The organism is methanotrophic endosymbiont of Bathymodiolus puteoserpentis (Logatchev) (assembly GCF_900128525.1).
Lineage (GTDB): Bacteria > Pseudomonadota > Gammaproteobacteria > Methylococcales > Methylomonadaceae > Methyloprofundus.
The window spans coordinates 1-12,477 of sequence record NZ_FQTQ01000126.1 but is presented as its reverse complement, the minus strand read 5'-3'; the positions used below and the strand labels follow the sequence as shown (position 1 = coordinate 12,477).

Sequence of the window (12,477 nt, the reverse complement as noted above, 5' to 3'; positions counted from 1 at the left end):
GCCAGTCAAAATATAGTGTCTTACAGATTTTTCTTGTTCAAGAAAAGCAGAGAGCTGAGGGTTTTTAACCAAGATTTTGCAGGCGAAAACTCTACAATTAGGAACACTATGACTGACGAAGTATCTTCACTTCCAAAATTTTCTGACTTAAATCTTATCGCGCCGCTTTTAAAGGCTTTGGATGATGTGGGCTACGAAACGCCTTCTCCGATTCAAGCGCAAACTATTCCATTAATTCTGGATGGCAAAGATGTACTGGGTCAGGCACAAACGGGTACAGGTAAAACAGCGGCTTTTGCATTGCCGTTATTATCAAAAATTGATGTAAAATTAAAAGCAACACAGGTTTTAGTATTAGCGCCTACGCGTGAATTAGCCATTCAGGTTGCTGAAGCTTTTCAAACTTATGCAAAGCACTTAAAGGGTTTTCATGTTGCACCTATTTATGGTGGACAAGATTATTCGGGGCAATTACGTATGCTTAGACGTGGTGCGCATGTGGTGGTTGGTACGCCAGGTCGTGTGATGGATCATATGCGTAAAAACAGTTTAAAATTAGATAATTTAAAATGTCTTGTTTTAGATGAAGCGGATGAAATGTTACGGATGGGTTTTATCGATGATGTTGAGTGGGTTTTAGAGCAATTACCTACTGACTGTCAAAAAGCGTTGTTTTCTGCGACGATGCCTACGGTTATCCGCCGTATTGCCAATGAGCATCTGGATAATCCTGAGCACGTGACTATTAAAGTGAAAACAACCACGGCAGAAACGATTCGCCAGCGTTATTGGACTGTTAGTGGTATGCATAAGTTAGATGCTCTAACGCGTATTCTGGAAGCTGAAACCTTTGATGGCATGATTATTTTCGTGCGCACTAAAAATTCAACGGTCGAACTAGCAGAAAAACTAGAAGCGCGTGGTTTTTCTGCAGCGCCGATTAATGGTGATCTAGCACAAAATCAACGTGAAAAAACAATTGCTAGATTAAAAAATGGTAAATTGGATATTTTAGTCGCAACTGATGTTGCTGCGCGTGGTCTTGATGTACCACGTATTAGTCACGTTGTTAACTATGATATTCCTTATGATACCGAAGCTTATGTGCATCGTATCGGTCGTACGGGGCGTGCGGGTAAAGCGGGAGATGCTATCTTATTTGTTGCACCTCGTGAAAAACGTATGTTAGCTGCGATTGAACGTGCAACTAAGAAACGTATTGAATTAATGGAGTTACCTTCTACAGAGGTGATTAACGATAAGCGGGTGAATCGTTTTAAACAAAAAATTACCGATACTTTAGCTAGTGAAGAGTTGGAGTTTTATACTAAAGTTATTGAGCAGTATGAAACAGAACATGATGTGCCGGCGATTGAGATTGCTGCTGCCTTAGCTAAGTTAGTGCAAGGCGATGAGCCTTTATTATTGAAAAAGCCAGCTAAAATCAAAGAGCGCTCCGAGCGTGGTCGTGAGAGAGGCCGTAATGATCGTGAAAGAAATTCAGTTAGACGTAAAGGTTCTGCTTCATTAAGCGATGGCCTTGAGCGTTACCGTATTGAAGTGGGTAAAGATCATGGTGCGAAGCCTGGTAATATCGTTGGCGCGATTGCTAATGAAGCGGGTTTAGACGGCAAAGAGATTGGTCAAATTGATATGCATGGGGAATTCAGTATTGTTGATTTACCTAAAGGTATGCCGGCAGAGTTGTTAAAAGATTTGCAAAATGCGCGTGTTGCGGGTCAGCAGCTAAGAATGTCGGTTGTTAAAGAAAGCGATAATATCCCTAGACAGAGTAAATCGCGTGGTGGTGATAAGTCATCTAGAAAACCTAGAAGAAGCCCAAAAAAATAAGTAATTTGTAAAGAACCTTCGGCATCCTTTATATAGTGCCAAAAGTAGTTTACACTTTTAGTGCTGATTTAATATGTTTCGTGGGAGTGGCTTTAGCCACGATAGTTCATGCCACTATCGTGGCTAAAGCCACTCCCACTTAAAGTGTGAACTGAAGATGAAGGGTGTCGCCTTCTAGCTAGCTTTCATGTTCTTGTGGCAGCTCGCCCTAGCTTCTCCTCCCTCCCTGTTTTGTAGGTTTGTTCATACCCCATTTTATTTCTTACTCCAGAGGACGTTATGTTTTCTCTAGAAAAAATTCCTGCTGAATTACACCACACTGTTAATTTACACCTGCAGAATTTTACGCAATCTGTACAAGCTTTAAATCTTAAATTTCCTGAAAACAAGCAAGTTAAAAGTACTCTGCCTAGCATTTTTTGTTGTAGTGAGTTTATTGCTCAGACCTGTACTCGGCAGCCATCGTTTTTATTTGAGCTTATTGATTCTGGTGATTTGTTTAACGCTGATGTGCGCCTAACTTATCAACAGCAATTAAATCAACAAATGATCGCTAATGATGCGGAATTGATGAAGTTTTTACGTCAATTTCGCAATAAACAGATGTTGCGTATTGCTTGGCGTGATTTAGCTGGGTGGTCCGATCTAGCAGAGACTTTGGCAGATTTAACAGAATTAGCAGAAAGTTGTATTCAGTATGCTCTCGATTATTTATACAAACAAGCGTGTATACGGCGTGGTACACCTGTTTTATCTGATGGTACAGCCCAGAACTTAGTGGTTTTAGGTATGGGGAAATTAGGTGCGTGGGAGTTAAATTATTCTTCGGATATTGATCTAATTTTTGCTTATCAGCAGGATGGTGTTTTAGCTGATCGTAAAGAAACCAGCTATGGTGAATTTTTTAGCCGTATTTGTCGCTCATTAGTTAAAGTATTAGATGAAATCACGGCTGATGGCTTTGTTTTTCGTACAGATATACGTTTACGTCCTTTTGGCGATAGTGGCCCCATCATCATGACTTTTGATGGTCTGGAAAATTATTACCAAACTCAAGCGCGTGAGTGGGAACGTTATGCGATGGTTAAAGTGCGTCCCGTTGCTGGCGATCCGTTGGGCGGCGAAAAATTTATGCAGCTGATTAAACCTTTTGTGTATCGACGTTACTTAGATTATGGTGCTTTTGAAGAATTGCGCTCGTTAAAAATACAGATTACTCAAGAGTTGCAGCGTAAAGATCGCATGGACAATGTGAAGCTAGGGCCAGGAGGCATTCGTGAGATTGAATTTATTGGCCAAGCATTTCAATTAATTCGTGGTGGTCAAGATGTGGATCTGCAAGAGCGACGGATACAATTAATTTTACAGCTATTAGGTGAGAAGGTGTTATTGTTGCCTGAAGATGCTGAGCAATTATTAAGCGCTTATAAATTTCTGCGCCGTGTGGAAAATCATATTCAGGAATATCAAGATAAACAGGCGCATGATTTACCCAAAAAGCCACAACAACAGGCGATTTTGGCATTTTCTATGGGCTATGATAATTGGCCTCGCTTTAAAATTGAGTTAGATAAGGTGCGTGAGCAGGTACACCGTATTTTTGTACTGGTTTTTTCTATAGCAGAAGAACAGTCTAAGCCTTCAGTAAGTACTGAAATTTGGACTGGGCAGGCAGATGAAGACATTATCTTAAATAAATTAGGAGAAATTGGCTATCGTAAGGCGGAAGAGGTATTCAGCCTATTAAATAACTTTAAAACATCATCCGCTATTAAGCGTTTAACAAGTAAAGGTGCGATGGTTTTAGATAAGTTAATGCCGCAAATAATTGATGCTGTCGCTCAGGTCAAAAATCCTTGTATTACATTAAAGCGGTTATGTGCTTTGTTTGAGGCTTTAGCGGGACGTAATGTCTATTTATCATTGCTTGCTGAAAATAATAAAGCCTTACAGCAAATGATTAAATTGGTTGCTGCTAGCCCGTGGATTAGTGAGTATTTAGCTAAATATCCGATTTTATTTGATGAATTACTGGACACGCGTTCACTTTATGAACCATTAGAGAAAGCAGCTTTACAGCAACAGTTAGCTGAATTATTGGCGCAAATTGATCCAACGGATATAGAGCAGTTAATGTTTGGCTTGCATAAGTTTAAACATCTTAATGTATTACGTATTGCAGCTGCGGATATTATGGGGGCCGCTCCTTTAATGGTCGTGAGCGATTATTTAACTTATATTGCCGAGGTGATTTTAGAGCAGGCGGTGCAGATTGCTTGGCGTATTTTGACTGAAAAGTACGGTACGCTGCCAGATACGAGTATAGAAAATACGCATTTTGCAATTATTGGCTTTGGTAAATTAGGGGGCATTGAGCTGAGTTATAGCTCCGATTTAGATTTGGTTTTTGTTTTTGATTACCCTGATAGTAATGCGCTCACGGATGGGGGTAAGAAAATTGGTAGTTCGCAGTTTTATGCCACGCTAGGTCAACGAGTGAGAAGCTTACTCAATACACAGATGCTGTCAGGTCTGTTGTATGAAATTGACCTACGTTTACGACCGAGTGGTGAGTCCGGCTTATTAGTTGCTCCTATTAATCGCTACGAGCAATATTTAAAAGAAGAAGCATGGACTTGGGAGCACCAAGCTCTAGTTCGGGCGCGTTTTGTGGCAGGTGATACACAAATACAGGCAAAATTTGCAGCGATACGGCAACGGATTTTAAGCTTACCACGAGTTGAAACTGAGCTTAAAGCAGAGGTACGAGCAATGCGTGAAAAAATGCGCAAAACGCTGGATAAAAGTAATAAAGAAGTTTTTTACTTAAAACAAGGTGTTGGTGGTATTACAGATATAGAGTTTATTGTCCAGTTCTGCGTATTAGCTTGGGCGGAAAAATACCCAAGTTTAACGGATTTTACCGATAATATGCGTATATTAGATACTTTAGCTGAGAAAAATTTACTAAATGCAGAGGCGGTAACGACGTTAAAGCAAGCTTATTGCTTATTTCGTAATCGCGGGCATAAAGAGGCATTACAAGGCAATAAAGCCGTTGTAGCACAAGATGAGCTTGTTGATATACGCCAACAAGTAGCTCAATGGTGGCAAGAGATCATGCAGTAACAGTTATCTTATAGGGCGTATCTTAGTCTGCTTTTTGGTAAAAGCGGGCTAAAGCCACGCCCTACAATAATTTAACTTACTTTCTTCATAAAGTCCGCAACAAGTACTAAACGTACACCATTAACACGACCTTCAATATGTTTAGGGTTGTCTGTTAAAGCGATATTTTTAACAACTGTGCCACGTTTAGCAGTGAATCCAGCCCCCTTTACATCTAAATCTTTGATTAGAGTTACTGTATCTCCGGCTTCTAAGCGTGTTCCATTATTATCTAAGGTGGGCTCAGAGTCATCCTCGGAATTTTCAGTAATACCTGATTCTGCCCAACTTAGCACGTCAGGTTCTAAATACAGCATATCTAATAAATCTTGTGCCCAAGATTCCGTTTCTGATAACTTCTTTAATACTCGCCAAGCCGTTACTTGAACTGCGGGTTCAGGATTCCACATACTATCATTTAGACAGCGCCAGTGGTTAGCCTCCATGGTATCAGGATTAGTTATTTGGCTGTTACATGTGGTGCAAAGTAAAACGGATTTTTCAGCGTTTTCCTCATTTTCAGGCGGGAGGCTATAAACACTAAGGTTTTCTTCTGATGCACATAATTCGCATTTTGCACCACTGCGTTGTAATAAGGCTTGTTCAATACTCATAAAAAACTCTAATTAGAAAAATTGGGAGCCGTATTATCGCTCTTTTTTAATTAAGTAGGCGCGCCACCGCGCGCCTCATTATAGATTTTGGGACTCCTGTCACAAAAATCGATTCGCCACGCGGCGAATCAATAGTGCCCCAATACGCCCTGCGTCCGCTTCAACTTCGCACAAAAGCCGCTACGTTAAAGCTACCTCAAATGGCTTGACGGCTGTCGGGATAAAATTCTAGCCTCCCTCGCGCACTGCTATCGCAGTGCACTTCGGATTGGCGAATTTCCCTGTCGCCTACTGCGGACTAAAAATCATCACTTCGCTATCGCTCCGTTTCCCTGATTTTCAGCGAAAGAATACAAGCTAAGAATAAATCCTGTAACATTTTACTAAATATTTAATTTTAAGCATAAAAAGACACGGGAAAATATGAAACTTTCATTGATTGTTGCGATGGCAACAAATCGGACTATTGGTATCAATAAAAAAATGCCATGGCATTTGTCTGCGGACTTAAAACAATTTAAAAAAATTACCCTAGGCCATCCGATTATTATGGGGCGTAAAACCTTTGAGTCAATTGGTCGCCCTTTGCCGGGACGGCAGAATATTATTATTAGCCGTGATATTAATTATCAGCAAGAAGGTTGTTTAGTCTTTAATAATTTAGATACGGCTTTACAGTATTGCTCGGATCAAGAGGCGGCTTTTGTGATTGGTGGTGCGACCTTATATGAAGTCACCTTAGAGCATGCTGAGCGGCTCTATATTACGCAAATTCATAAATCATTTAAGGGTGATACCTGGTTTCCTGAAATTGATGCAGCGAAGTGGCGGGAAGTTAAGCGTGAAGATATTAATGATGATGCCAGTGTGGACTTTAAATACAGCTTTATTTGCTATGACCGCATATAAATAGTGGCTATTGTCAGTTAAAAAAAAAAGGAGTATGGTTCAGAAGATAACTAAATACTAATTTTGTTTGGTTAATAACAAGAGGAAGAATAAATGACGAAAAAAATAAATAATAATAGACGTCAATTTTTACAAAATTCTGCTGTTGGTGTCGCGGCACTAACGACTTTCCCTGGAGTGTTACTTGCTCAATCTGGTCCATTAAGAAAAAAAGCGACACCTAATTTTAAAGCAGATGTAGAAATTGAATTTGTTTCACGCGATGTTTATGTGTCTATTTTAAAGACAGGTAGGAAAACAAAAGTACAGAAATATTATGCGAAACTATTAAAAGGACCTAAAAATACACTAGTAGAATTAAAAGGCAATTATTTAGGCCCCATACTTAATTATGTAAAAGGTCAAAAAGTTCGTATTTATTATAAAAATATGATGTCTGAGCCATCCATTATTCATTGGCATGGTTTACATGTACCGCAGGATAGTGATGGTCACCCGATGTATACTTTAGCGCCAGGTCAAAGTCATATTTATGAATTTGAAGTTATGAATCATGCGGGGACGAGCTTTTATCATTCGCACTCGCATAATCTAACGGCTGAGCAGGTTTATAAAGGTTTAGCAGGCATGATTACGGTGACTGATGAAGAAGAGCAGAAATTAGATTTACCGCGAGGTGAATATGACCTACCCTTTGTGATTCAGGATAGAACATTTAATGCGCAAAACCAACTGCAGTATTTACATGGTATGCACGGCAGAATGACTGGCTTTTTAGGTGAAAGTATTTTAGTTAATGGCCTGCCAAATGTTGAATTTTTTGTGAAATCACGGGCTTATCGTTTTAGAGCGGTAAATGGTTCTAACTCCAGAATTTATAAATTAGGTTGGGATGATGGTACGCCATTAACTGCGATTGGTACAGATGCTCATCTTTTGCCAAAACCAGAAACTCGTCCTTATTTAATGCTGGCACCCGGTGAGCGGATTGACTTATGGCTAGACTTTAGTGGTCATGCTGTTGGCTCTGAATTAGTGATGTATAGTCTGCCTTATGAAGGCGCTATGCCACCTAAAATGGAAGCACAGCGCTTGGGTAAAAAATCTTCTGGCGGTATGGGCATGGGGGGTGGAATGATGGGCGGCGGTATGATGGGAATGATGGGTTCTCGCCTAGGTCAGGGTGATAAATTTCCAATAGCTACTTTTAAAGTGACTGAAAAAGTCAGTGATTCACCTAAATTACCGAAAACATTAGGGCAATTTGAGCGTTTAACTGAGCGTGATGTCGATTATAAAAATAAACCGATTCCTATTGGTATTTCTATGAAACCGATGCGCCCCCAATTAAATGGTAAGTCGTTTTCTATGAACCGCGTGCTGGATTTTGAAAAGGTTGAACTTGGTTCAATTAAGAAAATTAAGATTTTCCATGACCACGGATCAATGAAGATGAAAGAGGGCGAAAAAATGGATAAGGATATGTCCGCTGGTAATATGAACATGGGGGGAGGTATGGGAATGATGGGGGGCATGGGCGGAGGAATGATGATGTCCATGGCACACCCGATTCATTTGCATGGTCAGCAATTTCAAGTGTTATCTAGAGAGATTGAAGGCATGCGCCAAGAAGAGTATAAAACGGTAAAAGAGGGCTTTCTTGATACTGGCTGGAAAGATACTGTTTTAGTTATGCCAGGTGAAGAGATTGTTATCGCTAAGCCATTCCAAGATTATAAAGGCTTGTTTTTATATCACTGCCATAATTTAGAGCATGAAGATTTAGGGATGATGCGTCAGTTTTATATCAGCTAAAGACTGCTGCTGGGCATGCTTTTAAGATAACGTGCAATAGGGAGTATTTATTGCCGCAAATTTTTGTTTATCTTTAAAGTCTGCCCCGCACTTGGCTATAGATACGGCGCATAGTTTGCTATACACCAGTTTCAGCAACACAGATTCGGCGACAATAAGTCGCTTATTTCTTTAATGACTCTAAATACAGCGCAACGCCTTCTTGTACTGTTTTAAAGGGAGCATCATATCCGGCGGCACGTAATTTACGCATATCAGCTTCAGTAAAGCTCTGGTAACTGCCTTTTAAATGGTCGGGGAAAGGAATATATTCGATTTCACCTTTTTTATGGAAATCAATCACGGCATTTGCTACATCTTTAAAGGATTGTGCCTTACCTGTACCGACATTAAATATTCCTTGCACTTCAGGGTGAGCAAATAACCATAAATTAACGGTTACAATATCATCAATATAAATAAAATCACGTAATTGGCCGCCATCTTCATAGCCATCACAGCCAGAAAATAGTTTTGGGTTTTCACCTTTTAATAATTGATTGTGCAAGTGAAATGCAACACTGGCCATACTGCCTTTATGTTGTTCCCTTGGGCCGTAGACATTAAAATAGCGTAAGCCAACCACTTGACTTTGACTGCCTAATTTAAGGCTGCGTACATATTGATCAAACTGCCATTTAGAATAGCCATAAACATTAAGCGGACTTTCATATTCAGGGCTTTCCGTAAATTGCTTACCACCGCCATAAGTTGCTGCAGAAGAAGCGTAAATAAATGCGATAGAGTGTGTTAAACAAAAATGTAATAAGATTTTGGAAAATTCATAATTATTCTGCATCATAAATTTACCATCCCACTCTGTTGTCGAGGAGCAAGCACCCTCATGAAAAATGACTTCTATATTAGGAGGTAGGTCTGTATTCTTTTGAACTCGGTTAAGGAAATCATCTTTATCCCAATAATCAGCAATATCGCAGTCAGCAATATTACGGAACTTTTTACCATCGGTTAAATCATCGACCACAATAATGTCTGTTCGGCCTTGTTGGTTTAAAGTTTTAACAATATTACTGCCAATAAAGCCAGCACCGCCTGTGACTATAATCATAGTTTACGCCTTTGTATGTAAGAAAGTAGTGTTATACCAAGCCCTGTAATAGCTGCCGTTTTTGAAATTTTTAATTGGGAACTCATGCATATACTATAGGTTTTAGCTCTTAATTTGCATTTCAGTATAAATCTATTAGGGTTGGTATTATTGTTTGCTAGGGAACCGTATTTTATTTATGATTTGTTGAATGCGATCATATCGTCATTTTGCACGCGATGATAAATTTGTGCTACGGATAAGCTTAAATCAATGGATTCAAAGCTTACATGATCACCTAAAAAGTAATGTTTTGAGCTCCAGTCAGTTTTTCTACTAACCACTTCTATATCTACAAAATCCTGCTCAACCAGTACATATTCTTGTAAGCTAGGGATATTAAGATAAGCAAAGCGTTTGATGGTTCTATCTTTTTGACAGGTTGATTTAGAGAGTACTTCAACAATAATAATGGGTGTCTCTGTGTAATAGGGTTGAGACTCATCAAACTCACAATCAACTATGATATCGGGGTAAAAGAAATTAGCATTAGCTTTTACTTTCATATCTGAAACAAAAGGTTCGCAAGGTAAGTGCTCTAAGTGATTACCAAATTGCCTATAAATATTGCCAGCAATACGTTCATGGTTTGCGCTGGCTCCTGCCATTGCATAAACTGATTATTAATGAGTTCATGTTTTCGGTCATTTTTTAGCTCAGCATCCAAATACTCTTCAGCACTGATTAATGCATGTTCTTTTGTGGCTGACATATTTATTCTCCCGATAACTTACCGTGAAATGTTTACTGGTTTTTTATACGCTCAATAGTCCGAGTCGTCGATTTACCATCGACAAAATCGAGAATTTGTACCTTGCCACCGGCTGCAATCACGGCTTCGCCACCGACCACTTCTTCAGGTTTGTAATCGCCGCCTTTGACCAGCACATCAGGTAAAAATTTATTATAAATTCGCTCAGGCGTTTCTTCATAAAAAGGGATGACCCAATCGACACAGCCGAGTGCAGCAATAATTGTCATACGATCTTCTATTTTATTAATTGGTCGAGAGTCACCTTTTAATTGGCGTACTGATTCATCCGAATTAATGGCCACGACTAAACGATCACCTAATAGCCTAGCCTGCTCAAGGTAAGCGACATGCCCTGCGTGTAAAATATCAAAACAGCCATTGGTCATGACTACTTTTTCACCACTTTTTTGTGCAAACATGAGTACACTTTCTAACTCTGCTTCTGAAACGACACCGCTGATATTTTCCTTATCACCATGTAGAGCGCGATTAAGTTCTTGGTTAGAAACCGTTGACGTACCAAATTTACCCACCACAATGCCAGCTGCCATATTCGCTAAATGCATGGCATGCTGCAAGCCAAGACCCGAGGCGATACCTAAAGCCATGCTGGCAATAACTGTATCACCGGCCCCGGTGACATCAAAAACTTCACGCGCATGAGTCGGCAAAAAATAGGCCTCTGATTTTTTAATTAAAGCCATGCCGTGTTCGCTTAAAGTCACTAATAAAGCATCAATATTATGCTGTTCAAGTAAGGCCTGACCTCGACTAATAATTTCATCATTATCATGACATTCACCAACGATAGCTTGAAATTCAGAGCGGTTTGGCGTAATTAATGTTGCTCCACTATAGCGTGAGAAGTCTGTACCTTTAGGGTCAACAAAACTTTTCACGCCTTGGGTCTTGGCTAGTTTTAGTAATTTGGGAATATGCGCTAAAACACCTTTATCATAATCTGAGAAAATCACGACATCAGCATTTTTTAATGCTGCTTGGTAATGCTCTAGTAACTTGGCATAATTAAAATCAACTAAAGATTCTTCAAAATCTAAACGAATCAACTGTTGATGCTGGGCAACAATACGTAATTTACACGCGGTTGGACTGTTATTGCTTGTGAGGAAGTTACACTGAACGCTCTTTTTTTCTAATAACTCTTGTAGTTCATTCGCTTCTTTATCATTGCCCACGATACCTAATAAAGTAACGTTAGCAGCTAAAGATGCAATATTTAACGCGACATTCCCTGCCCCACCTGCTCGACCTTCTTTTTTTGATACTTTAACAATGGGCACGGGAGCTTCTGGCGATATGCGCCTGGTTTCGCCAGACCAATAATAGTCGAGCATCACATCACCTACAACTAAGATGTTTAAGCCTTTAAAGTTAGGGATTTCACTAATCATGCGCTAACCTCATCAACTTTTTCACACCACCAGTGGTAAATTAGCATATGCGCTTCTTGGATTCTCGCTGTCGTATGAGAAGGAATGACAATTGGCATATCAACCCGTTCTTTTAAGCGACCACCATCGCCGCCTATTAAACCAATGACAGTCATATTTTGTTGTTTGGCGGTTATGGCTGCTTGAATAATATTTTCGCTATTACCTGATGTAGAAATAGCAATTAAACAATCCCCTGCATTCCCCAGTGCTTCAACTTGACGTGAAAACAAGCTGTCAAAAGCAAAATCATTAGCGTGAGCAGTTAAAATAGAGCTATCGGTTGTTAATGCAATTGCTGGATAAGCGCGTCGATTTTTATGGTAGCGAATAACGAGTTCTGCAGCAAAATGCTGACAATCTGCCGCACTACCGCCGTTGCCACAAAGCAGTAATTTATGCCCAGATGTTAAGCTACTAATAATGAGTTTTGACGCTGCTGTGATAAGCGGGGTGCAGCTTGTTAACTGGTTCGTTACCTGCTGATGTTCTTGTATAACATCGGAAAAACTTTTGTGTGTGGTCAACTTTAGAATCCTAAATTTTTATTTTAGTAAGGCCATGCGCAATCAATAAACTCTCCTCTATTGTGCAGGATTTTTGTTTGTCTTTAAAGATTGCTCGGTACTTGATACAAGGGCATCAGGCGCGCCATCCTACCTCATGAAACACTTGGGACTCCTGTCGCCAAATATTCATTCACATACGGAGCGAATTGGATAAGCCCCAGTACGCCCTGCGTCCGCTTCAACTTCGCACAAAAGCCGC

General features: G+C 39.9%; 10 protein-coding genes. 4 read left to right on the top strand and 6 right to left on the bottom strand.

Translation table 11 applies throughout. The features are described 5' to 3' along the window. The first annotated feature begins 108 nt into the window (after positions 1-108). Both BQ7314_RS09990 and glnE read left to right on the top strand, forming a co-directional pair. On the top strand, positions 109-1,851 hold the full coding sequence (locus tag BQ7314_RS09990) for a DEAD/DEAH box helicase (RefSeq protein ID WP_174483557.1): 1,743 nt from the start codon (positions 109-111) through the stop codon (positions 1,849-1,851). A gap of 279 nt (positions 1,852-2,130) precedes the next feature. Then, positions 2,131-4,980 (top strand): bifunctional [glutamate--ammonia ligase]-adenylyl-L-tyrosine phosphorylase/[glutamate--ammonia-ligase] adenylyltransferase, encoded by a 2,850-nt coding sequence (gene glnE / locus BQ7314_RS09985; protein ID WP_174483556.1) that lies wholly within the window; start codon positions 2,131-2,133, stop codon positions 4,978-4,980. 71 nt (positions 4,981-5,051) lie between these two features. Here the strand turns inward: glnE and BQ7314_RS09980 are convergent, their stop codons facing one another. Then, positions 5,052-5,633 (bottom strand): PhnA domain-containing protein, encoded by a 582-nt coding sequence (locus tag BQ7314_RS09980; RefSeq protein ID WP_174483555.1) that lies wholly within the window; start codon positions 5,631-5,633, stop codon positions 5,052-5,054. Between the two features lie 423 nt (positions 5,634-6,056). Here BQ7314_RS09980 and BQ7314_RS09975 point away from each other — a divergent pair, with 423 nt between their 5' ends. Further along, positions 6,057-6,542 carry a dihydrofolate reductase gene (locus tag BQ7314_RS09975; protein ID WP_174483554.1) on the top strand — a complete coding sequence of 162 codons (486 nt, stop codon included), beginning with the start codon at positions 6,057-6,059 and terminating at the stop codon, positions 6,540-6,542. 93 nt (positions 6,543-6,635) lie between these two features. Next, positions 6,636-8,357: a multicopper oxidase family protein gene (locus BQ7314_RS09970; RefSeq protein ID WP_174483553.1), complete on the top strand. Its 1,722-nt coding sequence runs from the start codon at positions 6,636-6,638 to the stop codon at positions 8,355-8,357. Between the two features lie 163 nt (positions 8,358-8,520). Here the strand turns inward: BQ7314_RS09970 and rfaD are convergent, their stop codons facing one another. From rfaD to BQ7314_RS09950, 5 genes are all read right to left on the bottom strand, one after another. After that, entirely contained in the window at positions 8,521-9,465 is a 945-nt protein-coding gene (gene rfaD / locus BQ7314_RS09965) for an ADP-glyceromanno-heptose 6-epimerase (protein WP_174483552.1), read from the bottom strand. Positions 9,466-9,641: 176 nt separating this feature from the next. Continuing rightward, positions 9,642-10,112: a Uma2 family endonuclease gene (locus BQ7314_RS09960; RefSeq protein ID WP_425356646.1), complete on the bottom strand. Its 471-nt coding sequence runs from the start codon at positions 10,110-10,112 to the stop codon at positions 9,642-9,644. Continuing rightward, a complete protein-coding gene (locus tag BQ7314_RS16115; RefSeq protein WP_425356645.1) occupies positions 10,043-10,216 on the bottom strand; it encodes a hypothetical protein in 174 nt (57 codons plus the stop codon). Before BQ7314_RS16115 ends, BQ7314_RS09960 begins: the two co-directional genes overlap by 70 nt. Before the next feature lie 32 nt (positions 10,217-10,248). Continuing rightward, on the bottom strand, positions 10,249-11,670 hold the full coding sequence (gene hldE, locus BQ7314_RS09955; RefSeq protein WP_174483551.1) for a bifunctional D-glycero-beta-D-manno-heptose-7-phosphate kinase/D-glycero-beta-D-manno-heptose 1-phosphate adenylyltransferase HldE: 1,422 nt from the start codon (positions 11,668-11,670) through the stop codon (positions 10,249-10,251). Then, positions 11,667-12,236 (bottom strand): D-sedoheptulose-7-phosphate isomerase, encoded by a 570-nt coding sequence (locus BQ7314_RS09950; RefSeq protein WP_174483550.1) that lies wholly within the window; start codon positions 12,234-12,236, stop codon positions 11,667-11,669. The genes hldE and BQ7314_RS09950 overlap by 4 nt, the downstream gene beginning before the upstream one ends. Positions 12,237-12,477 lie beyond the last annotated feature (241 nt).

Bases quoted from the DNA above. Each gene is read 5' to 3' on its own strand.
- BQ7314_RS09990 (WP_174483557.1), top strand. From the start codon at position 109: ATGACTGACGAAGTATCTTCACTTCCAAAATTTTCTGACTTAAATCTT.
- glnE (WP_174483556.1), top strand. From the start codon at position 2,131: ATGTTTTCTCTAGAAAAAATTCCTGCTGAATTACACCACACTGTTAAT.
- BQ7314_RS09980 (WP_174483555.1), bottom strand. From the start codon at position 5,633: ATGAGTATTGAACAAGCCTTATTACAACGCAGTGGTGCAAAATGCGAA.
- BQ7314_RS09975 (WP_174483554.1), top strand. From the start codon at position 6,057: ATGAAACTTTCATTGATTGTTGCGATGGCAACAAATCGGACTATTGGT.
- BQ7314_RS09970 (WP_174483553.1), top strand. From the start codon at position 6,636: ATGACGAAAAAAATAAATAATAATAGACGTCAATTTTTACAAAATTCT.
- rfaD (WP_174483552.1), bottom strand. From the start codon at position 9,465: ATGATTATAGTCACAGGCGGTGCTGGCTTTATTGGCAGTAATATTGTT.
- BQ7314_RS09960 (WP_425356646.1), bottom strand. From the start codon at position 10,112: ATGGCAGGAGCCAGCGCAAACCATGAACGTATTGCTGGCAATATTTAT.
- BQ7314_RS16115 (WP_425356645.1), bottom strand. From the start codon at position 10,216: ATGTCAGCCACAAAAGAACATGCATTAATCAGTGCTGAAGAGTATTTG.
- hldE (WP_174483551.1), bottom strand. From the start codon at position 11,670: ATGATTAGTGAAATCCCTAACTTTAAAGGCTTAAACATCTTAGTTGTA.